The 24,676-nt window shown below is 65.5% G+C and carries 21 protein-coding genes; 12 read left to right on the forward strand and 9 right to left on the reverse strand.

Going from position 1 to position 24,676, the window contains the following annotated elements:
* Window positions 1-36: 36 nt before the first annotated feature.
* A complete protein-coding gene (mgtE, locus tag OHQ90_RS33725; protein WP_328404480.1) occupies window positions 37-1,431 on the reverse strand; it encodes a magnesium transporter in 1,395 nt (464 codons plus the stop codon).
* A gap of 399 nt (window positions 1,432-1,830) precedes the next feature.
* Here mgtE and OHQ90_RS33730 point away from each other — a divergent pair, with 399 nt between their 5' ends.
* From OHQ90_RS33730 to OHQ90_RS33775, 10 genes are all read left to right on the forward strand, one after another.
* Complete coding sequence (locus OHQ90_RS33730; protein ID WP_328404482.1) at window positions 1,831-2,553, forward strand: IclR family transcriptional regulator; 723 nt, start codon at window positions 1,831-1,833, stop codon at window positions 2,551-2,553.
* 393 nt (window positions 2,554-2,946) lie between these two features.
* On the forward strand, window positions 2,947-4,029 hold the full coding sequence (locus tag OHQ90_RS33735; protein WP_328404484.1) for an ABC transporter substrate-binding protein: 1,083 nt from the start codon (window positions 2,947-2,949) through the stop codon (window positions 4,027-4,029).
* Window positions 4,026-4,853 carry an ABC transporter ATP-binding protein gene (locus tag OHQ90_RS33740; RefSeq protein WP_328404486.1) on the forward strand — a complete coding sequence of 276 codons (828 nt, stop codon included), beginning with the start codon at window positions 4,026-4,028 and terminating at the stop codon, window positions 4,851-4,853. Before OHQ90_RS33735 ends, OHQ90_RS33740 begins: the two co-directional genes overlap by 4 nt.
* Window positions 4,846-5,736: an ABC transporter permease gene (locus tag OHQ90_RS33745; protein WP_328404488.1), complete on the forward strand. Its 891-nt coding sequence runs from the start codon at window positions 4,846-4,848 to the stop codon at window positions 5,734-5,736. The genes OHQ90_RS33740 and OHQ90_RS33745 overlap by 8 nt, the downstream gene beginning before the upstream one ends.
* A gap of 38 nt (window positions 5,737-5,774) precedes the next feature.
* Window positions 5,775-7,121: an LLM class flavin-dependent oxidoreductase gene (locus OHQ90_RS33750; RefSeq protein WP_328404490.1), complete on the forward strand. Its 1,347-nt coding sequence runs from the start codon at window positions 5,775-5,777 to the stop codon at window positions 7,119-7,121.
* Window positions 7,122-7,171: 50 nt separating this feature from the next.
* Window positions 7,172-8,407 (forward strand): MFS transporter, encoded by a 1,236-nt coding sequence (locus OHQ90_RS33755; RefSeq protein ID WP_328404493.1) that lies wholly within the window; start codon window positions 7,172-7,174, stop codon window positions 8,405-8,407.
* Entirely contained in the window at window positions 8,404-9,990 is a 1,587-nt protein-coding gene (locus OHQ90_RS33760; protein ID WP_328404495.1) for an FAD-binding protein, read from the forward strand. Before OHQ90_RS33755 ends, OHQ90_RS33760 begins: the two co-directional genes overlap by 4 nt.
* Window positions 9,987-10,313: a ferredoxin family protein gene (locus tag OHQ90_RS33765; RefSeq protein WP_328404497.1), complete on the forward strand. Its 327-nt coding sequence runs from the start codon at window positions 9,987-9,989 to the stop codon at window positions 10,311-10,313. Before OHQ90_RS33760 ends, OHQ90_RS33765 begins: the two co-directional genes overlap by 4 nt.
* A gap of 109 nt (window positions 10,314-10,422) precedes the next feature.
* The gene (locus OHQ90_RS33770) at window positions 10,423-11,364 is read left to right on the forward strand and encodes a TauD/TfdA dioxygenase family protein (protein ID WP_328404499.1); all 942 of its coding nucleotides are present in this window, start codon (window positions 10,423-10,425) and stop codon (window positions 11,362-11,364) included.
* A 256-nt stretch (window positions 11,365-11,620) separates the two neighbouring features.
* Window positions 11,621-12,613, forward strand: coding sequence for an LLM class F420-dependent oxidoreductase (locus tag OHQ90_RS33775; RefSeq protein WP_328413296.1), 993 nt, complete (start codon window positions 11,621-11,623; stop codon window positions 12,611-12,613).
* Window positions 12,614-12,662: 49 nt separating this feature from the next.
* On the opposite strand, the gene eccCb is transcribed toward OHQ90_RS33775, so the two are convergent.
* From eccCb to OHQ90_RS33805, 6 genes are all read right to left on the reverse strand, one after another.
* Window positions 12,663-17,018 carry a type VII secretion protein EccCb gene (gene eccCb, locus OHQ90_RS33780; RefSeq protein WP_328404501.1) on the reverse strand — a complete coding sequence of 1,452 codons (4,356 nt, stop codon included), beginning with the start codon at window positions 17,016-17,018 and terminating at the stop codon, window positions 12,663-12,665.
* A complete protein-coding gene (locus OHQ90_RS33785; protein ID WP_328404503.1) occupies window positions 17,011-17,382 on the reverse strand; it encodes a hypothetical protein in 372 nt (123 codons plus the stop codon). Before OHQ90_RS33785 ends, eccCb begins: the two co-directional genes overlap by 8 nt.
* Window positions 17,383-17,523: 141 nt before the next feature.
* Complete coding sequence (gene nrdE, locus OHQ90_RS33790; protein ID WP_328404505.1) at window positions 17,524-19,629, reverse strand: class 1b ribonucleoside-diphosphate reductase subunit alpha; 2,106 nt, start codon at window positions 19,627-19,629, stop codon at window positions 17,524-17,526.
* A gap of 38 nt (window positions 19,630-19,667) precedes the next feature.
* Window positions 19,668-20,129, reverse strand: coding sequence for a class Ib ribonucleoside-diphosphate reductase assembly flavoprotein NrdI (gene nrdI, locus OHQ90_RS33795; RefSeq protein ID WP_328404507.1), 462 nt, complete (start codon window positions 20,127-20,129; stop codon window positions 19,668-19,670).
* Window positions 20,130-20,180: 51 nt separating this feature from the next.
* Window positions 20,181-20,414 carry a glutaredoxin-like protein NrdH gene (gene nrdH / locus OHQ90_RS33800; protein ID WP_328404509.1) on the reverse strand — a complete coding sequence of 78 codons (234 nt, stop codon included), beginning with the start codon at window positions 20,412-20,414 and terminating at the stop codon, window positions 20,181-20,183.
* Between the two features lie 399 nt (window positions 20,415-20,813).
* A complete protein-coding gene (locus OHQ90_RS33805; protein ID WP_328404511.1) occupies window positions 20,814-21,383 on the reverse strand; it encodes an NAD(P)H-dependent oxidoreductase in 570 nt (189 codons plus the stop codon).
* A gap of 131 nt (window positions 21,384-21,514) precedes the next feature.
* Between OHQ90_RS33805 and OHQ90_RS33810 the strand changes: the two genes are divergently transcribed.
* Both OHQ90_RS33810 and nadE read left to right on the forward strand, forming a co-directional pair.
* Window positions 21,515-22,141 (forward strand): TetR/AcrR family transcriptional regulator, encoded by a 627-nt coding sequence (locus OHQ90_RS33810; protein WP_328413297.1) that lies wholly within the window; start codon window positions 21,515-21,517, stop codon window positions 22,139-22,141.
* A gap of 6 nt (window positions 22,142-22,147) precedes the next feature.
* Window positions 22,148-22,972, forward strand: coding sequence for an ammonia-dependent NAD(+) synthetase (gene nadE / locus OHQ90_RS33815; RefSeq protein WP_328404513.1), 825 nt, complete (start codon window positions 22,148-22,150; stop codon window positions 22,970-22,972).
* Window positions 22,973-23,291: 319 nt separating this feature from the next.
* Here nadE and OHQ90_RS33820 read toward each other — a convergent pair whose 3' ends face one another.
* Together OHQ90_RS33820 and moaA are read right to left on the reverse strand one after the other, a co-directional pair.
* Window positions 23,292-23,534, reverse strand: a complete 243-nt coding sequence (locus OHQ90_RS33820) for a MoaD/ThiS family protein (RefSeq protein WP_328404515.1) — start codon at window positions 23,532-23,534, stop codon at window positions 23,292-23,294.
* Entirely contained in the window at window positions 23,527-24,585 is a 1,059-nt protein-coding gene (gene moaA / locus OHQ90_RS33825) for a GTP 3',8-cyclase MoaA (protein ID WP_328404517.1), read from the reverse strand. Before moaA ends, OHQ90_RS33820 begins: the two co-directional genes overlap by 8 nt.
* Between the last annotated feature and the right edge of the window lie 91 nt (window positions 24,586-24,676).

Raw genomic sequence — 24,676 nt, forward strand, 5'->3', positions numbered from 1 at the left:
CCATGACGAGACCCTCAGGGCCCCTTCACAATTCGGTCAGATGCCCAGAACGATTTTGGCCGTCGTGAAGTAGATGATCAGGCCGGTGGCATCGACCAGAGTGGTCACCATGGGGGCGGAGACCACGGCCGGGTCGATGCGCAGGCGCTTGGCCAGCAGCGGCATGGTGCCGCCGATGGTGGCGGCCCAGCCGCAGATCAGGATCAGGGTGATGCCGACGACGAGCGCGACCTTCGCGCCGACGAACAATGCCCCGATGATCACGCCGGCGCCGGCGAGCATGCCGCCGAGCACCAGGCCGACCCGGCATTCCCGCCAGATCACCTCGAGCAAGTCCGAACCGCGTACCTCACCGACGGCGAGCGCGCGCACACACGAGGTGGCCGCTTGCGCGCCGGCATTCCCGCCCGCACCGATGAGCAGCGGAATGAACAGCGCCAGGTGCGCGGCCTGCTCCAGAGTTCCGGAGAAGAAGTCGGTGACGCTGACAGTCAACGTCGCCGCGAGCAACAACAACAGCAGCCATAGCGCGCGGTAGCGAGCGAGCTGGAATACCCCCGCCGCCATGTAGTGACCTTCCCACGGCGCGGATCCGGCCTGCTTGGCCACGTCCTCGCTGTCGGCGGCCTCGATGACCTCGACCGCGTCGTCGATGGTGAGCAGGCCGACGAGCCGGTCCTCGCTGTCGACGACCGGCAGGTTGATGTCGTTGGTCTCGCGCATCAGCCGCGCCGCCTTCTCGGCGGAGTCGGTGGCCCGCACGAAGGCGGGCTCGGTGACGACGAGTTCGGAGACCATCGTGTCCGGCCGGCTCAGCACCAGCTCGCGCAGCTCCACGATGCCGGTGAGGCGGCGGCCGGAGTCCACCACCGGCAGCGTGTACACCGTCTCGGCGTTGATGCCCTTGATCCGCACCGTCTGCAGCGCATCGGCGACGCTCAGATTGCGCGGCAGCGCAACAACTTCCGGCGTCATGTACAGCCCGACCGAGCCCTCGGGGTAGCCCAGCAGCGCCGCGGTCATCCGGCGCTCGCGCTGGCTCAGCCCCGCGAGCACCTTCTTGGCGACCTTGGCCGGCGCCTCACGCAACATCCTGGCCCGGTCGTCGGGGTCCATGCCCTCGACGAGCTCGCGGAAGGTCTGGTCGCGCAGGCCCTGCAGGATCTGCTGCTGGTCCACCGGTTCGAGTTCCTCGAACACCGCGAGCGCCAGATCCTTGTCCAGCAGTCGGAAGGCCATGCCCGCCTGGACGGCGTCCATACGGGCGAGCTGGTCGGCGATGACGTGCGGTGGGTGGTTGTCGAGCCATTCGAGCGCGGCGTCGACGCGGTGGGTGTCGACGGCATCCTGCAACGAAACGTCGGGCAACGCGACGTCGGGCAGCGATTCGGACAGCGTCGAGCGTGCATCGATGAGTTCGGTCTGCGACATGGGGAAGTCCTCAGCAGAGCGGAAGGTGAATGAGACGCGTGTGATTCACACCGCGGGCGCCGGTCCCTGCTGTCGCGTACGAGCTATGAGTGCGAAAGGGCGGCGCCGCGCGGCCTTCGACTCGGAGGTTCGCTGCGCATGGCAACCCCACCTCCTTCTAGTCGTTGCCGCGGATCTCTGCGTCCACGCCATCTACCGAAAACACCGAAAGGACACGATTACGTCCTTGTGCAGGATACATGCCGGGGTAGAACAACTCACCACGAGTGATCGCCGCCACCGCAGCCGCCATTAGACGCACCCGGCGTCGAACTATTGCTCGACCACATCCGGCCGAGGACAGTGTGTGCCAGGTCCGCACCCGCCGCCGGACCGGCATCCGGACCGCGAGGAATCACCATGGGCACCACCTATCAGCCGCGTTCGGGATCTCAGGCCGTCGAGCGGGCCATCCATCTGCTGAACTGCTTCGAAGGTGACGATCCCGAGCTCTCGATCAGCGAATTGGCGCATCTGGCCGGTGTTCCGGTCAGCACCGCGCACCGCCTCGCCCAGGCTCTGGTGCGCGGCAGGCTGCTGGAGCAGGACCCGGCCACCGACCGCTACCGGGTCGGGCAAGGCCTTGCGACGTTGGCGCGGCCGGCGCTGACTCGGCTCGGCATCGATTCGGCCGCACCACATATGTACGCCCTCGCCGCCGGGATCAAGATCACCGCGAGTCTCAGCGTCGCCGATTCGAGCGACGCCGTCACCGTCTTCCACGCGCGTCCGCCGGTGCTCTTCTGTTCCCATCAGCTGCCGCGCCTGCGGCAACCGCTGCGATCCAGCGCGGCCGGGCGCGCCCTACTCGCCTACACGCCTGCGGACCGACGTCTCACCGAAGACTTGAATCTGGTGCGGCGCAAGGGTTTCGCGCTCGAGGAGCTCGAGAGCGATGATCCGGTGCGCTCGATCGCGGTGCCGGTGTTCGGGGCCGACAAGCAGGTCTGGGGCGCGCTGAGCGTGCAGGCGCGCTCGGCGCGACTCAACGACGAACTGGTCCGCGAAATCCTGCCCGCCATGCGTCAGATCGCCGTGCGCATCGGCGGGGTCGTGCAGAACGGCGCCGGCTCGACGAGCTGAGCAGCGGACACCCGAGCAGCGGAAGTACCACTGTGCCGAAAATAAACTCACGCCGATTTTCACAATGTGGAATGGCCGTTGTTTCCCCGTCCGCAGGGCCACACCATTGAAAGTCACAGCCACCGCCCGACCCGCACCAGAACTCGAGAAAGTCTCGACGTGTTGATACCCACAGCGCTGATCCGCCGCCGCGCGATCGACCTCATGCGGGTTCCGCACGGGATCTGTCGCCCCTGACGCAGCGACGAGCCCGGCGGAACATGTTCCGCACCGGTCCGGTTCGCGCTTTCGGAGATTCCGACACATCCTCGAGTCGCGATATCAGCGACTCCACTGTCGCTGCCGCATGCCTATTTCGTTCCGCGCAGCGCATTTTCATCGAAGGAAAACACCATGCCGTCCTCCGCACCCCCGCGCCGCCGAACCCGAGCGTTCGCCGCCGCCCTCACCCTGCTCACCGGTATTTCCGTTCTCACTGGGTGCAGCAAGTCCGAACCGGGCACAACTGCAGACGGCAAGGCCGTCATCCGTTATCAGGGCACCACCGGTCAGGTCACCGCGTACGAGCTGGCGGAGGACCTCGGCTACTTCAGCAAGATCGCACTGCACTGGGAGGGCGACACCACCAGCGGGCCCGCCAATATTCAGGCGGCGGCGACCAACCAGGTCGAGGTGGGCAGCGCGTTCAACGGCGCCGTCGTGAAGCTGATCTCCGGTGGCGCCAAGGTCACCTCGGTGCTCAGTTCCTATGGCGCGGACGAGAAGTCGTTCAGTGGATATTTCGTCCGCGACGATTCCGGTATCACATCGGCACGCGACCTCATCGGCAAGAAGGTCGGCGTCAATACCCTCGGCGCGCACCACGAGTTCATCACGCGGGAGTGGCTGCATCAGCAGGGCCTCACCGACAGCGAGGTCAAGCAGGTCCAACTGGTTGTGCTGCCGCCCGCCAACACCGAGGACGCACTGCGCAAGGGCCAGGTAGAGGTCGGCACCCTGGGTGGCGTTTTCCGGGAAACCGCCGTCGAACGCGGCGGCATCCACCCGCTCTACACCGACAAAGCGCTTTTCGGACAGTTCGACTACGGCACCTACGTTTTCCGAAACGACTACATCGCCAAAAACACCGAGGCGGTAGCGGACTTCGTCCAGGGGACCGCGCGGGCAACCCGCTGGCTGCAGGTCACTCCGCGCGACGAGGTGGTCGCGCGATTCAGGACGATCATCGAGAAGCGCGGCCGCAATGAGAATACCGACCTGCTGAAGTACTGGAAGAGCTCGGGAATTCCCGTGCCCGGTGGCGTGATCGCCGAAAAGGAACTGCAGATCTGGATCGACTGGCTGGCGCGCAATGGCGAGCTCAAAGAAGGACAGCTGAAGGTCACCGATCTGTTCACCAATAAGTACAACCCGTACTCCAACGGCGCCTTCCCGGCGGAGAGCGGACCGACCGGTGAAGCGGTGGCAGCGAAATGACAACAACCACAGCGAAACTCTCGCTCACTCACGTCAACAAGCAATTTCCGATCCGTGGTTCACACGAGAAATTCACCGCCATCGAGGACATCTCGCTGGACCTGCGCGAGGGCGAGTTCCTCGTCCTGGTCGGGCCGAGCGGCTCCGGTAAATCGACGCTGCTGGATCTGCTCGGTGGATTGAGCAAGCCCACCTCCGGTGAAATCCTGTTGGACGGCAAACCGATCGACGGCCCAGGACTCGACCGGGGCATCGTATTCCAGCAATACGCGCTGTTTCCCTGGCGCACGGCGCGCGCGAATATCGAATTCGGCCTCGAGGCAAAGGGTTTGCGGCGCAGCGCCCGGCGCGAACGCGCCGAGGAGTATCTGGAGTTGGTCGGACTCGGCGGGTTCGGTGACCGCTTCCCGCACGAACTGTCCGGTGGCATGAAGCAACGCGTCGCCATCGCCCGCAGTCTCGCCTTCGACCCGGAGGTACTGCTGATGGACGAGCCATTTGCCGCGCTCGACGCGCAGACCCGGGAGTCGTTGCAGGACGAGCTTTTACGTATCTGGCAAGCAACCGGCAAGACCATCCTGTTCATCACCCACGGCATCGATGAGGCGGTGTACCTCGGCCAGCGGGTCGCGGTGCTGACCGCGCGACCGGGCCGCATCAAAGCGGTGCTCGATGTCGACATCGACAGGAACGCCGCAGCAGACATTCGGTCGACCGAGCTCTTCCGCGGGTATCGGCACCAGATCTGGTCGCTGCTGCAGAGCGAGATCGCGCCCGAGCACACCCCCGTCGTATCCGACACCGAGAGGCTGACCCATGTCTAGCGCAGTGGAACTCATCGCTCCCCCGGCTCGACTCCAGGTGGCCGTGCCACCCCAACTCGCCCCGGCCGACGCGGCCGCGGCCGGGCCCTCGATCGGCTGGCGGGCGCTCGCCGCAACGGGCAAGCTCGGCTGGCGCGTGCTGAAGCCGACCACCGCGTTTGCCGCATTGCTGCTGATATGGCAGTTCGCACCGGCTTGGGGGCTGGTCGACGAAATATTCCTGCCACCGTTCACCACGGTCGCGCAGGCATTCATCGACCTGGTGCAGAGCGGCGAGATGTGGACACACGTGTCGACCAGCCTCGGTCGCTCGCTGACGGGCTACTCGATCGCGCTGACCTTCGCGGTGCCGCTCGGGGTCGCGATCGCCTGGTACAAGCCGGTTTCCGACTTCCTGAACCCGATACTGGAGCTGTTCCGCAACACCGCCGCGCTGGCGTTGCTTCCGGTGTTCGTGCTGATCCTCGGTATCGGGGAAACCTCGAAGGTAGCGCTCGTAGTATATGCGAGCTCCTTCCCGATCCTGCTCAACACCATCACCGGTGTGCGCACCGTGGACCCGCTGCTCATCAAATCCGCAGTATCGCTGGGGCTGTCGCCGCTGCGGCTGTTCCAGAAGGTGATCCTGCCCGCCGCGCTCCCCTCCGTCTTCACCGGCCTGCGCATGGCCGCGGCAGGCTCGATCCTTGTGCTGCTCGCCGCCGAAATGGTCGGCGCCAGAGCTGGACTCGGCTATCTGATCACCGCGGCGCAGCAGAACTTCCAGATCCCCGACATGTACGCGGGAATCCTCGCCATTTCCTTGTTAGGCCTCGTCTTCAACGGTGTCCTCGTCGCCCTCGAACGCCATTTCTCGCGCTGGCGTATCGAATCGAACGCCTGACCCGGCCATCCGAACCCGTACCAAAGGAACAATCACCGATGTCGGCATCTCGTAAACAATTCCACCTCAACGCCTTTCTGATGGGAGTCGGGCACCACGAGGCGGCGTGGCGACACCCGCGCACCGAAGAGCACCGGGTGCTCGACGTGGAGCACTTCCAAGAGCTGGGGCGGATCGCCGAGCGCGGCAAGCTCGACTCGGTGTTCTTCGCCGACAGCCTCGCGGTCGGCCCGCGCATCAAGCGCAATACGCTGGCGGTCTTCGAGCCGGTGACGCTGCTGGCCGCCATCGCCGCGGCCACCTCGCGGGTCGGGCTGATCGCCACGGCTTCCACCACCTACAACGAACCGTTCAATCTGGCCCGCAAGTTCGCCTCGCTCGACCACATCAGCAGCGGAAGGGCGGGCTGGAACATTGTCACCTCGGGCAGCGAGGAGGAGGCGTTCAACTTCGGCTTCGAAGCCATCCCCGAACATGCCCGCCGCTATGAACGGGCGCAGGAATTCGTCGACGTCACGATCCAACTGTGGGACAGCTGGGAATCCTCGGCGATCGTCCTCGACCCGAAGGAAGGGGTCTTCGCCGATCCCGACAAGGTACACACCGTCGACTACGACGGTCCCCGCTTCAAGGTCCGCGGGCCGCTGAACTCGCCGCGCAGCCCACAGGGGCGGCCCCTGCTCGTGCAGGCCGGATCATCGGAGAGCGGTAAGGAATTCGCCGCGCAATACGCCGAAGCGGTGTTCACCGCGCAGCGGACACTGGCCGAGGGACAGGCCTTCTACCGCGATCTCAAGTCTCGGCTGCCGAAATACGGACGCTCCGCCGACGAGTTGAAGGTGCTGCCGGGACTAGTGCCCTACATTGCCGACACCACGGCGGAGGCCGAGGCACTGGAGCGGGAATTCACCGACCTGATCTCACCCGACTATGCGCTCGGTCAGCTGTCACGGCTGCTCGGCATCGATCTCACCGAGCACGCACTCGACGCACCGCTGCCACCGCTGCCGTCGGTGACCGAAATCGAGGGCGGCAAGAGCCGGTTCACCCTGGTGAAGGAATTGGCCGAGAACGAGAACCTCACGGTGCGCCAGCTGATCGGCAAATTGGGCGGTGGTCGTGGCCACCGCTCGTTCGCGGGCACGCCGACGCAGATCGCCGACGAGCTGCAGACCTGGTTCGAGAACGGCGCGGCGGACGGCTTCAACATCATGCCGCCGTATCTGCCAGGTGGACTCGAGGTCTTCGTCGAGCGGGTCGTGCCGATCCTGCAGGAGCGCGGCCTCTTCCGCTCCGACTACGAGGCGGATACGTTGCGTGGGCACTACGGACTCGAATCGGTGGAAAGCCAGTTCGCCGAGGTGCAGACCGAAGCGAGCGCATGACCTCCGATCTGGAATCGGGGCCGGCTGCCACGGACTCTCTTCGGCCCCTGATGTTCTCGGTCTACCTGCCGACCTTGGCGCGCGGCATCGGCATGGGGGCGGGCGCACCGGTCATGACGCTGACCGCGCTCGACCTCGGCGCCTCCACAGCCGTCGCGGGACTGGCGGTGGCGCTGGTCGGGCTCGGTCAGGTGCTCGGCGATCTTCCCGCAGGTCAGTTGGTGGCCAAGGTCGGCGAGCGGACCTCGATCATCGGCGGCACCGCGGTCGGGATCGTCGGCGTGCTGGTGTGCCTGCTCGCGCAGAACATTCCGATGTTGTGCGCGGGGTTGCTCATCGTCGGACTCTCCAATGCCATCTGGGGTCTGGCGCGGATGACCTACCTGGCCGAGGCCATTCCGTTCGAGCGCCGCGCGCGCGTGATGTCGCTGTTCGGCGGCTCGATGCGGCTCGGGTTTTTCGTCGGACCATTCCTCGGCGCGTGGGCCATCCTCGGCCTCGGCACCAGGGGCGGGTTCGTGGTCGAGCTGGTCGCCTTCGCCGTCGCGGGTGCGCTGATGGTGCGGACCGTGCCGGGAACCGTTGTGCAGGAGCAGGAGCCGCCGCTGTCGCTCGTCGGAGTCGCACGCCTGCACCGGCGAGTGCTGTCGACCTTGGGCGCGGGTGTGCTGCTGCTCGGGGTGGCGCGGACATCCCGCGATGCGATCTTGCCGCTGTGGGCCGATCACATCGGGATGAGCGCGGCGACAGCCAGTTTGATCTTCGGTATCGGCGCGGCACTGGAGGTGGTCTTCGCCTATCCCGCCGGGCATGTGATGGACCGCTTCGGCCGCGGCTTCATCGCGGTTCCCTCGCTCGCGATCCTGGCAATCGCATATTTCACCGTGCCACTGACACATTCGGCACCGTCACTGGGGATTGTCGCGGTGGTGATGGGAATCGGCAACGGGATCAGCAACGGGCTGATCATGGTCCTCGGCGCGGACGTCGCGCCCCCCGCGATCCGCGCCGAGTTCCTCGCAGCATGGCGTCTCAACCACGATGCGGGTGCCTTCGCGGGGCCGCTGCTGATCGCCACACTGGCGACCGCTGCCCCACTGGCGGTCTCGGTCCTCACGATCGGCGGGATTTCCGCGCTCGGCGCGACGGTAATGGGCCGGTATATCCCGCAGTATGTCCCGTGGCCGCGTCCCGCCGGGGACCGGGACCTGCACCGCAGCCACGACTCTTCGGAACAACCTGGGCTCCGGCAATCGGATCTCCTGCAGCAGAAGGTGACATCATGACCGAACTCGATGTTCTCGTCCTCGGCGGCGGACCGGCAGGCACCTGGGCCGCACTGAAGGCCGCGGCCACAGGTGCCTCGGTCACACTGGCGGACAAGGGATTCTGTGGTAGCAGCGGCGCGACGGCTGCCGCGGGGACCGGAATCTGGTATGTCCGGCCGGAGCCGGAGCTGCGCGAGCAGGCGATGGCCGGCCGCGAGGCTCTCGGCGGTTATCTCGCCGACCGGGGCTGGATGGCGCGGGTGCTCGACGAAACATACTCTCGAGTGAACGAACTCGCCGAGATCGGCCGCTATCCGTTCCCCGTCGGCCGCGATGGACAGCCGCTGCGGACGGGCGTGCAGGGCCCGGAATACATGAAGCGCCAACGGCTTCGGGTGCGGCGCGCCGGGGTGAGGATCCTCGACCACACGCCCGCAATCGAACTGCTGATCGACGCCGACGGCGCCGTGGCCGGAGCCCGCCTGCAGCGGCTGTCGGACGGCGCGCACATCGATATCGCCGCCCGCGCCGTCGTGCTGGCGACCGGCGGGTGCGCCTTCCTGTCGAAAACGCTGGGCTGCAACGTCAATACCGGCGACGGCACCTTGATGGCCGTCGAGACGGGCGCCGAGCTCTCCGGCATGGAATTCTCCAATGCCTACGCCATCGCCCCGGAATTCACCTCGGTGACCAAGACCGCGTACTACTCCTTCGCGACCTTCTATCTGGGCAACGGAGAGCCGCTGACGGGTGCGTCGAGCAAGGGCGGTCGCTCCGCGATCGCGCGAGCACTGTTGAGCGAGCCGGTGTACTGCACATTGGACCAGGCCGACCAAGCTCAACGCCGGGCGATGCGACTCGGGCAGCCGAACTTCTTCCTCACCTTCGACCGGCTCGGCATCGATCCGTTCACCGAGCGCTTCCCGATCACACTGCTACTCGAGGGCACGGTGCGCGGCACCGGCGGCGTGCGCGTCGCCGACCACGATTGCTCGAGCAGCGTTCCCGGTCTCTACGTGGCAGGCGATGTCGCGACCCGCGAGCTGATCTGCGGCGGGTTCACCGGAGGCGGCAGCCACAACGCCGCATGGGCGATGTCCTCGGGCAGTTGGGCTGGTGCCGCAGCGGCGAACTACGCACTACACCAGGGTAATTCGGTCGACGATCGGCGACGGTTCGGCGCCGGCGGTGTCGGGCTGCGGCCCACCGGCCGACCCGATGCCGGACTCCGACCGGCCGAGGTCGTCACCGCGGTGCAGCGGGAGGTGCTGCCCTACGACAAGAACTACCTGCGCCACGGCGACCGGCTGCGGCCCGCGCTCGCGACGCTGCACGAGCTGTGGCAGCAGGCGCGTACGGGCCTGTCCGGCGCCGACACCGCCAAGGTCCGCTCGGCAGCGGCGATGACCGCGCACGCGCGGTGGATGTACACCGCGGCGCTCGCACGCACCGAATCCCGGGGCATGGCGCGCCGCCAGGAGTTCCCCGACCTCGATCCGGCCCAGCACCGTCGACTGATCACCGGCGGGCTCGACGAGGTGTGGACCGCGCCCGAGCCCGCCTTCCTCGCCAGGTCCCGAGCACAGTTGGTATCGGCATGATCGAGGTGGTTTCGGTCGACCGGTGCATCGGATGCGACAAGTGCATCGAGGTGTGCCCCACCCACGTCTTCGACCGAGGTGCGGACGGGATCCCGTTGCTCGCACGGCAATCCGATTGCCAGACGTGCTTCATGTGCGAGGCCTACTGCCCCGTGGACGCGTTGTTCGTCGCGGCGCGCACCGAGCCACTGCCGCCCGACGATATCCAGCGCGACGAGACGTATCTGATCGAACGCCAGCTCTTGGGCAGCTACCGCAAGGCGCTCGGCTGGGGTGGTGGACGCCTCGGCGCCCGCTATGCGATCGGACCGGAATTGCCGTGACGCCCTTGACGAAACGGCGCGTCATCGACTTCATGCGTGTGTGCCGCAGCGCCTGTCGCGTGGGAGATCGACCCGAGCCATCCCATCCCGACTCACAGAGCGAGTTCCCATGACTGCCGTGCACGACACCACAACCACCACCACCGACACCGTGCAGATCGCGCCGGTCGCCGGACACATCGGCGCCGAAATCTCCGGCGTCGACTTGCGCGAGACCCTCACCGACCAGCAGGTCGAGGACATCACCGCCGCGCTGCACAAGTACAAGGTGCTGTTCTTCCGTGACCAGCACATCGGCCACGCCGAGCAGATCGCCTTCTCCCGGCGATTCGGCGCGGTCACCCCCTCACATCCCTACGACGACGACGCGCCGACCGAGTACCCGGAGATCCTCGCGGTCGACAGCCGACTGTACGAAAAGCGTTTCGGCGTACGGAAATTCAGCTACACCAACTTCTGGCACACCGATGTGTCCCCGCTGATCAACCCGCCCGCGGCATCGATCCTGCGCGCCGACATCGCCCCCGTGCACGGTGGTGACACCCAGTGGACGAACCTCGTCGCCGCTTACGAGAACCTGCCGGAATCGCTGCGGCGTTTCGTCGAGGGCCTGCGCGCCGAGCACCGGTTCGGTGGTAGCAGGCCGGCGTGGAACACCGACAGCGACTACGCGAAGAAGGTGGCCGCCGCGCCGCTGGTCACCGAACATCCCGTGGTTCGAGTGCATCCGGTGACCGGGGAACGGGCGCTGTTCGTCAACCCGGGCTTCACCACCCGCGTCATCGGGCTGAGCCCCAACCAGAGCGACGCGCTGTTGAAGCTGCTCTTCGACGAGATAGCGCAGCCGGCCTACACCGTGCGATTCCGCTGGGAGCAGGGCAGCATCGCGTTCTGGGACAACCGGGCCACCGCGCATCTCGCGCCGAGCGACCTGGATCATCTCGATGTCACCCGGGTGCTGTACCGCACCACGCTCGAGGGTGATATCCCGGTCGGCGTCGACGGGGTGGCCTCGACGTCCATCTCGGGCGCACAGTTCACCGGCGCCTGAGCCGACGCCGGTCAGTGGAGCCGGTCGAGTGCTGCAGGGGCACTCGGCCGGCTCCGCGCTGTGACCGCACCGACATTGGACGCATGTGGCGTCGAACTCTTGATCGGCCGCCGGTAACCCGGGACAGTGGGCCGGGTCCGGCGCGCGTTGCGTTGGCGTCGGCGGACTTGCGCGGCCGCCACACCGTCGGCCGGTGTCCGACGGTGGGTGACCGATCGCGGCTAGATTTTCGGGTAAACACATGAAGGAGATATCTGTGCGCTTCGGCATCTTCATCCCGCAGGGTTGGCGACTGGACCTGGTCGGTATCGACCCTGCGGCGCAGTGGGGGGTGATGCGCGATCTCGCCCAACGAGTCGACGCCGGTGACGTCTGGGAGTCGCTGTGGGTGTATGACCATTTCCACACCGTGCCGACGCCGACCGACGAAGCCACCCATGAGGCGTGGACGTTGATGGCGGCGTTCGCGGCCTCGACGTCGCGGATTCGGCTGGGGCAGATGTGTACCGCGATCAGCTACCGCAATCCGGCCTATCTGGCGAAGGTCGCCGCTACGACAGATCTGATCTCCGGCGGCCGGGTGGAGATGGGCATCGGCGGCGGCTGGTACGAACACGAATGGCGCGCTTACGGCTACGGATTCCCGTCGGCGGGTGAGCGTCTCGGACGCCTCGATGAGGGGGTGCGGATCTTCCGGCAGGCGTGGACCGAGGGCACGGCCACCCTCGACGGCAAGCACTACCAGGTCGACGGCGCCATCGTGCGTCCGCTGCCGTTGCAGGAGGGCGGGATTCCGCTCTGGATCGCAGGCGGTGGCGAGAAGAAAACGCTGCGGATCGCGGCGAAGTACGCCGACTACACCAATTTCAGCGGCAATCCCGAGGAGTTCACCCACAAGTCGGAAATCCTGCGCGCCCATTGCGCCGACGTCGGCACCGATTTCGACGCCATCGTGCGGAGCTCCAACTTCAATGTCGCCATCGGGTCCACCGAGGCCGAGGTCGAAGCACGCCTCGCCACCTTGCAGGCCCGCCTGAGCCCGTTCGTCGGCGCGGATCAGGCCGCCGCTCATGTCGACGACCTCTACCGGGGCACCGCCGCGGTCGGCACGCCTGAGCAGATCATCGAGAACCTCACCAAGGTCCGCGACCTCGGGCTCGGGTACGCCATCTTCAACTTCCCCGAAGCCGCCTACGACACCTCGGGCATCGAACTGTTCGAGCGCGAGGTCGTGCCCGCGCTGGCGTGAGCGCTCGGAGGGATGGTCTCCAACGCGGAGACCATCCCTTCTCTTGCCGTCACTCTCGGGGCGGTTCGCAGATCTGGACCAGCTCCGGCTCACGGGTCCGAGTGATGAACGTGCCGCGGCCGGGCGGCATCGGGGAGGGGCGAACGTCACCGATCAATTTGCCCTCGTCTCTGGACCCGCTCATGAGCAACGCGTCCGCGCCGAGCTCGCGCATTCGGCTGAGCACCGGGTCATACATTGCCCGGCTGGCGCCTGCCGTGCGCCGAGCCACGATCACACGGACACCACAGTCGCCGGCCTGCGCGAGCACATCGACCAGCGGCGTCAGCGGATTCGCGGAACTGGTCACCACGATGTCGTAGTCGTCGACGACAACGAATATTTCGGGACCGGTCCACCAGCTGCGCTCACGAAGTTGCTGTGCCGTCACCCCCGGCCCCGGCAGCCGGCGATCAATGACATCGGCGAGCTGAGCCGCCGTGTCGGCCACTTCCAGAGACGAATTCGAGTACCCGGACCGGAATTCGGTGTCGACGGCATCCAGCATCGTTCGCCGCGGGTCGATGAGGACAATGCGCACCTGTCCTGCGGTGGCCCGTTCGGTTATCCCGGCGACGATGTTCCGCAGGAGTGTCGTCTTGCCCGCTCCGGCGTCGGCGAAGATCAACAACAGCGGTTGGTTCTGGAAGTCCAGCACCAGCGGCTGGAGGTCGGACTCCCGCACGCCGACGACGACGCGGCTCCCACTCTGTTCGATCCCCAGTGCGTCGGCAGCCGCCAGCACCTCGGATCGATCGATTCGCGCCGGAAGCATCCGAATTTCCGGTGCGCGTCGGCCGGGATAGGCGTCGCTGAGTTTCCGGCCTGCCGAACCGATACCGAGAGACAATGTCTGGACGTCCGTACTCGAGCCGAGGCGTGGCAGCGCCATCAGAATGTGCTGAGCTCCAGCGGGCCCTCGAATCAGCGCGCGCCCGGGCACGTGCGGCACGAGCGCGGCCGCGCGCCTGCTGATACCGGAATCGTTCGAGTCGCTGAGCCGTAACTCCACCTCCATACCGATTCGCTCCTTGACAGCCGGGCGGATGTCCACCCACCTGGCGGCCGACAGGATCACGTGAATGCCGTATTGGAGGCCACGAACAGCAAGGAGATTCAACTCGGGTTCTAATGCCTCGAACTGCTGGAGCAGTTCTCGCCAGCCATCGATCACCAGGAACACGTCCCCGAACGGTTCCCGCAGAATCGGGTAGGCGGCCTGATGTCCGAGCGGCAGCGCGTCGACATCGGCTCTGCGACTACGGAACTCGACCATCGACTCGATGTTGTGTGCGGCGAAGAACTCCTCACGCCGATGCAGCAATGCGGTCAGCTCCGCTATCGTGCGCCGTACTCGATCCGCGTCCGTCCGGCTCGCGACGGATCCCACATGTGGTATGCCCGCGAGACCGGCGAACAACCCACCACCGAAATCGAGCACATAGAACTGGACCTGCTCGGGGGTATGCGTCGCGGCCGTCGCGATGACAACGGCCGCCAGCGCGGTCGACTTGCCGGCCCCCTGGCCGCCGAACACCGCGACATTGCCGTGCTCGCCGTCCAAGGACAACGTCAGCACGTCCTGTCGCTGGGCGAACGGATCGTCGATGACGGCGACCGGCACGCGAAGTCGGCCGTGCGGAACGCCGGAGTTCCGCACCAACGTGCCGATCGTCGCCGGTACTGTCAACGGCGGCAGCCATACCTGGTGCGCACGTGGCGCTCTCGTGCGCAAGTATTCGACCAGAGCATCGAGCAACGTACGCTGTACGTTCGCACCGATGCTTGCACCGTGTACATCACGTTCCGGCCGCGCCACATACGGCGCCTTGAAGCGGACGGGGTCGGAAGAATCGTATTTCAGATAGCCGAGCCCCGGCGTGCTCGGCAATTGGTACGCATCCAGTGTGCCCAGCACGGAACGGGATTCATTGGCCGAGAAGGTGCGCAAGGCGATCCGATAGGACAGCTGGTTCTCGATCGCACCGAGCCGATACCCGTCCAGACGTTGGGTCGCCAGCAGCAGATGCATCCCCAACATCCGGCCCAGTCGGGCAACCATACCGAGGGCATCGCCGAATCCCGACTTCTGCAAAAGGAGTTCGGCGACCTCGTCGACAATGATGACCAGAGCGGGCAACGGATCCTGCGGCACCGGGTCAGACGGTGAGCCCGTCGCCCGTGCTCGTTCGTACTCGTCGATATTGTTGGAGTTTCCCGCCGACCGGATCAGCTGCTGTCGGCGTTGTACCTCGCCGGTGATCGCTTCGCCGAGCCGATCGACCAGCGAGAGATCTGCTTCGAGATCGTCGACCAACGCCGAAACATGTGGCAGGTCTGCCAAGCCATCGAACGTCTCCGCGCCCTTGAATGAAATCAGCAGGAAGTTGACGACATCCGGTGAGTGGCGCACCGCGAGTCCGGCGACGATATTCTTCAGCAGCGTCGACTTGCCCGATCCGACGGCGCCGACCACCAAACCGTGTGGTCCCATGCCGTTTTCAGCGGACTGCTTGAGATCCAGCTGCACGGTTTCACCGGTGTGCGTGACCCCGATGGGAATTCTGAGCCGGTCGCGACCGGTCCGGGACCCCCACGCCTCATCGAGAACGATCCGGTCGTCCTGGCCGATGCCGAAGAGTGCGGCGAAGTCGACCTCACCGTCCAGCGGCGAACGCTGCGGACCGGACGCACCGGCCGGAGTCGGCCACGCGCCGACCACTCGACTCACCAACTCGGCCGCGCCATCGGTCATATCCGACATGCCTACCGAATCGGGTTGCAGTTCACGCAGATCCGGCATGGCAATGCGAAATGGCCGCTGGCCGTAGAGCGCCCAGCCGGGACCGTCGGGCAGCCGCGCGGCACGCTCGGGGTTGATCCGCGACTGGGCCGGGCGGTGCAACCGCAGTTCGACATGTGCGGGCAGCAGATCGCCCAGCCAGTCCGGGGCTTCACTCCAATCGCGGACCGTCGCGACCACGTGCACGCCGTACTCCGGGCCAGCGCTGGCCACCTGCCGGATCGTGGTGTCGAATTCCGGTATGTGCTGGCGGAAGTCGCCCCACCGATCGATCAGCAGGAACACATCGGCGACCGGCCCCTCGGTCAGCAGCGACCGCGCGGCGCGCAAGCTGGCCGGGGAATCGATGCTGTTGTCCCGGTATAGCTTCTTGCGACTGCGGATGGCGCCGGTGATCGTTTCCAGCAGCATCCGCACCTGCTCGGGTTCATCGTCGCCCGCCACACCCGCGACGTGCGGCAGCGCGCTCATCGAGCCAAGGCGGTTACTCGACTCCAGCACGTAGATCTGCGCCTCGTTCGAGGTGTGGGTCAGGGCAAGCGATCCGGCAAGCGTGCGCAGCAGCGTGCTCTTTCCCGAGCCCGCGCGGCCGACGACGAGAAGGTTGCCGTCTGCGCCGGCCAGGTCCAGCCACACCGTCTCGCCTGGAGCGCCGTCCGCACGCCGCTCCTGACCGATCGGCACCTTGAGTCTTCCTGTCCCCCACCAGTTCTCCGCGCGCAGGCCGGTGGCCGGATCGCGTTCGAGCCGACCGAGCAGAGCACCGAGCTGCACTCGGTCGCCTACCTCGAGAACGGCGGAGTACTTCCGCCGGACCCGGGCGACGTAGACCTCGTCCTTGAAGACGCCGTAGTGGTTCGGGGTCTGTCTACTCGTCCGGCTGCGCACATCGGCGCTGACATAGGTCCACAAGTCGTGCGTGCCGATCAGCCCGCTACCGTTGTCGGCAAGTCCGGTGCCGATACCCTTCACCAGGGCCGAAGTGAACACCGAAAGCGGCGCGGACTTATCCGAGCCGGTGTGCCCGTCCTCGGCCGTCTCGACGGCGCTGGAGGCGGTCAGCACGCAGATACCGTCGCCCGCGGCGAGTTCCCGGCCGACGTCGTCGATATTGGGTGCGGACTTGACCACGTCCGCGCCGAGGAACGCGCCGCTGTAGCAGCAGTCCAGCAGAATGATCTTCGCCGCGGCGGCAGACTCCCTGATCAGTTCTCGAATGAATGTCGAGGACACCGCGGTGCTGCTCAACAACTGCGGGTCGGTGTTGCTGGTCGCCAGATACAGGTTCTGTCTGGTCCGCAGACCGTGGCCGGAGAAGTAGAGCAGGACAACATCCTCCGGCTCCGCACCGCGGAACAGTCGCTCGATACTGCGTTCGATCTCGGCCTTGGATTCGTTGGTCAGTATTTCGGTCGGCCGGAAGCCGCCGATTTCGGGGTCCCGCAGCAACTCTCGCAGCTGTTCGGCATCGGAGACCGGCGCGTACAGCCGAGGCAGACCCTCGAAATGGTAGGTGTCGTTGGCGATGAACAGCGCCAACCTCCGACCGGTCGGACTATTCATCGTCGAGCACGGCGCGGATCCGATCGACGATCTCGTCGACCTGGCCGTCCTTCGGTCGAAGGATAGTGACCTCCCGGTCACCGCGTTTGACGGTGACCGACGTCGCCCTGGTCCGATCGAGGAACTTGATGACTATGTCCCGGACTGCCCACGCCGTGGTTCCGATCGCCCCGCCGGAGGCAACGAGCTGGCCGATCTGCTCCAGCGCACCGGACTTCGCGCCCGTTGCGGCGGACGTGGTCGCCTTTCGAACGGCCAGTCCCCTGATCTGGCGCAGATCCTCCTGTAGCTCGTCGGCCAGTTGGTCCAGCCACTCAGGATCTCGACGCCGCTCGGAATTGATCACCAGCACAACGTCACTCATCACTGCCCCTCCAGTCGCCCCGCACTCACCGTAGTGCGACCACTCTAACCACGAGACAGGGGATTCGAACGCGAAGCGACGGCCGACCCGAAGAACGCAAAAGGGCGGTCTCCCATGGAGACCACCCTTTCGGCAGCGCGACTACAGCATGCAGGAAACGCAGCCCTCTACTTCGGTTCCCTCCAGGGCCATTTGGCGCAGGCGGATGTAGTAGAGGGTTTTGATGCCCTTGCGCCAGGCATAGATCTGGGCGCGGTTGAGGTCACGGGTGGTTGCGGTGTCCTTGAAGAAGAGCGTCAGCGACAGGCCCTGGTCCACGTGCTGGGTGGCCGCGGCGTAGGTGTCGATGATCTTCTCGTAGCCGATCTCGTAAGCGTCGTCGTAATATTCGAGGTTGTCGTTGTCGAGATAGGGCGCCGGGTAGTAGACGCGGCCGATCTTGCCTTCCTTGCGGATCTCGATCTTCGAAGCCACCGGGTGGATGGAGCTGGTCGAGTGGTTGATGTAGGAAATCGAGCCGGTCGGCGGGACCGCCTGCAGATTCTGGTTGTAGATGCCGTGCTCCATGACCGAGGACTTCAGCTCACGCCAATCGTCCTGGGTCGGGATGTGCACGCCCGCGTCGGCGAAGATCTGTGCCACGCGTTCGGTTTTCGGCCCCCACACCTGATCGGTGTACTTGTCGAAGTACTCGCCCGACGCGTACTTGGATTCGGGGAACCCGCCGAAGTAGGTCCCGCGCTCCTTGGCGATCAGGTTCGACGCCCGAATCGCGTGGTAGACCACGGTGTAGAAGTAGATGTTGGTGAAGTCGATGCCCTCGTCGGAACCGTAGTGAACCCGCTCGCGAGCCAGGTACCCGTGCAGGTTCATCTGGCCTAGGCCGATGGCGTGGGACTGGTTGTTGCCCTGCTCGATCGAGGGCACCGAATAGATGTGCGTCTGATCCGACACCGCGGTCAGCGCCCGGATCGAGGTCTCGATGGTCTGTGCGAAGTCGGGTGAGTCCATCGTCTTGGCGATGTTCAGCGACCCGAGGTTGCACGAAATGTCCTTGCCCACCACGGCGTAGGACAGGTCGTCGTTGAACACCGACGGCGTGGAGACCTGCAGGATCTCCGAGCACAGGTTCGAGTGGGTGATCTTGCCCGCGATCGGGTTGGCCCTGTTCACCGTGTCCTCGAACATGATGTAGGGGTAACCGGATTCGAACTGCAGCTCGGCGATGGTCTGGAAGAACTCGCGCGCCTTGATCTTCGACTTGCGGATCCGCTTGTCGTCGACCATCTCGTAATACTTCTCGGTGACATCGATATCGGCGAACGGTTTGCCGTAGATGCGCTCCACGTCGTACGGCGAGAAGAGGTACATATCCTCGTTCTTCTTCGCCAGCTCGAAGGTGATGTCCGGAATCACCACACCGAGCGAGAGGGTCTTGATGCGGATCTTCTCGTCCGCGTTCTCGCGCTTGGTGTCCAGGAACCGGTAGATGTCGGGGTGATGCGCGTGCAGGTACACCGCGCCCGCACCCTGACGCGCACCGAGTTGGTTGGCGTAGGAGAAGGAGTCCTCGAGCAGCTTCATGATCGGGATGACACCCGAACTCTGGTTCTCGATCTTCTTGATCGGCGCGCCGTGCTCGCGAATATTGCTCAGCAGCAAGGCGACACCGCCGCCACGCTTGGACAGCTGCAGCGCGGAGTTGATGGAGCGCCCGATGGACTCCATGTTGTCCTCGATGCGCAGCAGGAAGCAGGACACCGGCTCGCCGCGCTGCTTCTTGCCCGAGTTGAGAAAGGTCGGGGTGGCGGGTTGGAAGCGGCCGTCGATGATCTCGTCGACCAGCTTGCCCGCGAGCACCTCGTCACCGGCGGCGAGGGTGAGCGCGACCATACAGACGCGGTCCTCGAACCGCTCCAGGTAGCGCTTGCCGTCGAAGGTCTTCAGCGTGTACGAGGTGTAGTACTTGAACGCGCCGAGGAAGGTCGGGAACCGGAACTTCTTGGCGTAGGCCTGCTGGAACAGCGACTTGATGAACGGGCGGCTGTACTGGTCGAGAACCTCTGCCTCGTAGTAGTTCTCCTCGACCAGGTAGTCCAGCTTCTCGTCCAGGTTGTGGAAGAAGACGGTGTTCTGGTTGACATGCTGCAGGAAGTACTGGTGTGCGGCCTCGCGGTCCTTGTCGAACTGGATCTCGCCGTTCGGGCCGTACAAGTTCAGCATCGCGTTGAGGGCGTGGTAGTCCATGACCTCGCCGGCTTCAGTGCCCCGTACCGGGGGCTGCTCTAAGCGAGCTGTTTTTCCGGCCGGTGCTGTCGTTGCTGTTGCCAAAACAATCCCAATCCCTCGCGGACGCGCTCGACGTCCTCAGCGGTTCCCATGAGTTCGAAGCGATACAGGTACGGCACCCCGCACTTGCGTGAGATCACCTCTCCCGCATAGCAGTACGTATCGCCGAAGTTCGTGTTTCCCGCCGCGACGACACCGCGCAGCAGGGCGCGGTTGTGCGGATCGTTGAGGAACTTGGCGACTTGCCGAGGCACGAAATCCTTGTCGGATCTGTTTCCCCCCAGTACGTGCCGACCGCCCCCATAGGTGGGGACGATCAGCACGTAGGGTTCGTCTACGCGCAGCGAATCGGCGGTGTGCAGTGGTATACGAGTTGCCGGGATACCCAGCTTCTCGACGAAACGATGTGTGTTCTCCGAAGCGCTGGAGAAGTAGACGAGCGCTGTCCCTTCGGACATGGCCGACTCCCTTCTTCCATCATTCGGATGAACGGAAAACGATCGGTAGCGTCAGGCCGCGACAGTGGCGAGCGACTTGATGCGATCCGGCCGGAAGCCCGACCAGTGATCCTCACCGGCAACGACGACCGGCGCCTGCAGGTAGCCGAGGGCCATGACGTAGTCACGCGCCTCGTCGTTCTCGGAGATGTCGATGACCTCGTAGTCGACCCCGACCTTGTCGAGGGCCTTGTAGGTCGCGTTGCACTGGACGCAAGCGGGCTTGGTGTACACGGTGATGGTCAATGGTGTCCCTCTCTCCTATGCCTGATCCACAGCCTGTGATCCGTATGCAGTGCATGATCCGACGTACGCTGCGCAAACTCCTGGATCCGATCTCGAAAGCCCTGCTCAGCCGGTTCGCACCGATGCTTTTCGCCTCGGGCCTCGCGCCGTTCTCCAGTACGAAAGACACTACACCTAGTGGCCGACAGATTCATACAACACGACATGTTGCGAACCACATTGATGAAATTCCTACGCGGTAAGTACCAGGACACTCGATTCGCAACCCGACACGACCGTGGCGCAGATCACAATTTTGCACCGTAGCTCTCTTTCAGCAAACATTTCTTTACACACCGAAAGGCCACCCCCCACCGAGTGGAGGGTGGCCTTTCGGGAAGCTTGCGGACTTACCGCAGCTCAGGCGGAAACCAGCACACCGCGTGCGGCGACGACGAGCTCGCGCACCGTGCCGGCCAGCTGGGTCAGCGCCTCGGCATCTTCGCGCGGGTGCGCATCGCCGAACCGCTGGCCGAAGGTGCCGAAGTGCAGGTGTGCGGATTCCACGACCTTGGCGCCCGCGACGCCGAGCGCCTTGACCGCGTCACCGTGCGCCCGCTGCCCCGCGTTCGGGCTGATCGATCCGCTCACCACGGCCACCGGCCGATCCTTCAGCGCACCCGCGCCGTACGGACGGGAAGCCCAGTCGATCGCGTTCTTCAACACGGCCGACAGCGTGCCGTTGTACTCGGGCGTCACCAGCAGCAGGCCGTCGGATGCGGCGACCGCGTCACGCAACGCCTGGGCAGCGGCGGGCACCGAACCGGGAACATCGAGATCTTCGTTGTAGAAGGGGATGTCGGCGAGGCCCTCGTAGATGGCGACCTCGACACCCTCGGGCGCGGTCTGCACCGCAGCTTCGGCGAGCTGCCGATTGATGGATGCGGCACGAAGGCTGCCGACCAGAGTAAGGATCCGGGTCTGACTCATGACGACTCCTGGTGTACTGAATGTTGGTGTCCGGGCTTTCATGAGACACTAACCGGACCACGGTCCGATTTCATTCCTTTGGAGACGATGAGGGTTTTGTGAGCTACAGCACACACCCGCCGGGCGGGTCGATGCCCGAGCGTCCGCTGCTCGGCGTCGGCGCGCCCCTGCTCGGCACGCTCGAGCCGACCGAACGCGCCGATGCCGCCCGTAACCGGCGACTACTGCTGGACGCGGCACAAGAACTGGTGCGCGAACAAGGGGTGGACAGCCTCACCATGGACGCGCTCGCCAAACGGGCGGGCGTCGGAAAGGGCACCGTTTTCCGTCGGTTCGGCAACCGGGCGGGGCTCATGACGGCCCTGCTCGACCATTCCGAGGTCAAGTATCAGCAGGGATTCATGTACGGGCCCCCGCCCCTCGGGCCCGGCGCACCACCGCAGGACCGGTTGATCGCCTTCGGCCGGGCTCGACTACTCGACATCGAGGTCGAGGGCGAGCTGTATCGCGCGGCCGAGACCGGCGAACGGTTCTCCGGACCGCCCTACCTGTTGCTCAAGGCTCACGTGTCGATGCTGCTGCGGCAGGCCGAGGTCACCGGCGACATCCCATTGCTCGCCGACGCGCTGCTCGGTGCGCTCAGCGCGGCATTGGTGATGCACCAGATGCACGCCCTCGGCTACTCGCGCGAACAGATCGGCGACAACTGGGCAGCGCTCGTTCGGCGTGTTGTCGCACCGCAATCGCCAGTACAGTGAGTTGCCATGCAGTCCTTGCGTGAACAGATCATCGCTGAACTAGGCGTCCAACCGAGCATCGAACCGAAGATCGAGGTGCGCCGCCGCATCGATTTCCTCAAGGACTACTTGCGTGTCACCCCCGCAACAGGTTTCGTGCTCGGCATCAGTGGCGGCCAGGACAGCGCGCTGGCCGGGCGGCTGTGTCAGCTGGCCGCCGAGGAGCTGCGCGCCGACGGCATCGAGGCCACTTTCGTCGCGGTGCGGCTGCCCTACGGTGTACAGGCCGACGAGGCCGACGCCAGGATCTCGATGAAGTTCGTACAGCCCGACCGCTCGGTGGCGGTCAATGTCCGGCCCGGCGCGAATGCGGTCGCCGCCGAGACCGCGCGCAGTCTCGGTGTGCCCGACCTGCGCGATTTCGTCCGCGGCAACATCAAGGCGCGCGAACGCATGGTCATCCAGTACGCCATCGCGGGCCAGCAGAACCTGCTTGTCGTCGGCACCGACCACGCGGCGGAAGCGGTCACCGGCTTCTTCACCAAATACGGCGACGGCGGCGTGGACATCACCCCACTCACCGGCTTGACCAAACGCCAGGGCGCCGCTCTCCTCCAAGAGCTCGGCGCACCCGCCGGCATCTGGTCCAAGGTCCCCACGGCCGACCTGGAAGACGACCGCCCCGCCCTCCCCGACGAGGAAGCGCTCGGCCTGCGCTACACCGAGATCGACGACTACCTCGAAGGCAAAGACGTCACCCCCGAGGTCGCCGCCAAACTGGAAACGATCTTCCGCAACACCCACCACAAGCGCACCGTCCCGGTCACCCCCCTCGACACCTGGTGGCGCTGACAACGACACCGCATGCTGCGGCTCCGACACGGGCGCGGCCGCCATCGAAATCGGGGAATGGCCGATGGGATGCCGGGTCGAGAAGGTCCGAGAACGCAACCACAGCCAGTCCGCACGCCGGAAGTCTGGGCAGACAGGCAACAGCTTCCAACGTGAAGACTGGCTGTGGTTGCGTTCCAAGCATTTTCGGTGACGAGGTAGTCGAATGGCGATTGGTTCGGGGTGGACCCGCCATATCACTGCGCTCGCGTGAGCTGTGAATGTTGTGGCGGGGATGACGTGGATGGGGACGGGCTGGGGTGCGAGTGGGGGCGGGGTTTCAGCCGCCCGCGAACGGGGGGAGGACATCCACGCGAGGGGTGAGGGGGGTGGAGGGGTCGCGGGTTAGTTCGTCGCCTATCAGGTAAGCGCAGACGGCGAGCATTTTGTCCAGGTTGGGGCCGTAGGACTCGGCCAGGGTGGTGCGCAGGTCCGCGATGGTTGCGTCAGCGGGGAAGTCGAGGGTTTCTTTGTCTTTGCCGACGGCGTCGGCGATTGCGGCGAAATAGCGGATCTCAACCACCGATGGCTCCCATCGTGCGTTCCGGAGGGACGAAGTCGGCGGCGTCGATGCCGTGGCCTGCCCATTTGTTCCACATGGCGCCGCGCCAGATGGTGGCGATCTCGCTGTCGTCGGCGCCGGAGCGCAATGCCTCACGCAGATCGAATTCCTGGTCGCTGAACAGGCAGGAACGGAGCATGCCGTCGGCGGTGAGGCGGGTGCGGTCACAGGTGTCGCAGAACTTGCGGGTGACGGTGGCGATGATGCCGACCGTCGCGGGGCCGCCGTCGACCAGCCAGGTTTCGGCGGGAGCCGACGGGTCCGACCGGCCTGCCGCGGTGAGGTCGAAGCGGGCGCCGAGCACATCGAGGAGTTCGGCGGCGGTCACCATATTGGCGCGCGCCCACTCGTGGTCGGCGTCGAGCGGCATCTCCTCGATGAAGCGCAGCTCACATTCCTCGTCCAGACACCAGCGCAGCAGATCGGCCGCACCGGGCAGGGTTTCGCGCATCAGAACAGCGTTCACCTTCATCGGTGCCAGGCCCGCGTCCCGTGCCGCGCGAATGCCTGCGAAGACCGACTCGAGGCGGTCGCGGCGAGTCAGCTTGGCGAAGCCGAGCCGGTCGACGGTATCCAGCGAAACATTCACCCGACTCAGCCCGGCCGCCGCCAGACCGCGCGCGCGATGGGCGAGACCGACACCGTTGGTCGTCATGGCCAGCGGGGTCCCGGGTAAGCGTTCATGACAACCGGCGATGATCCGTTCGAGGTCGCGCCGCAACAGCGGCTCGCCGCCGGTGAAGCGCACCTCGCGCACCCCGAGTTCCCGCACGGCCAGCGCGACCAGCCGCACGATCTCCTCGACGGTCAGCAACTCCTCGTGCGGAATCGCGGGCAGCCCCTCCTCGGGCATGCAATATGTGCAGCGCAGTGAACATTTCTCGGTGATAGACACCCGCAGATCGCGGGCGGTACGACCGAATCGGTCCACCAGGAACGGCGTGTCGGGGCGTCCATCGAGCGAGGGCCGCCCAGACCGCACGGCGGGAATCCCCATCTGGACCAACGTCACCTCTCTATTATGACCGCTCTACCAGCGTCGCCTAGGGCCGGACCACACCAACTCGACCTCACAAACACCGAGATCAGCGCGTGAGCGTTCG

Origin of the sequence: Nocardia sp. NBC_00403, from assembly GCF_036046055.1 — a bacterium.
In the GTDB taxonomy this organism is placed as follows: Bacteria; Actinomycetota; Actinomycetes; order Mycobacteriales; family Mycobacteriaceae; genus Nocardia.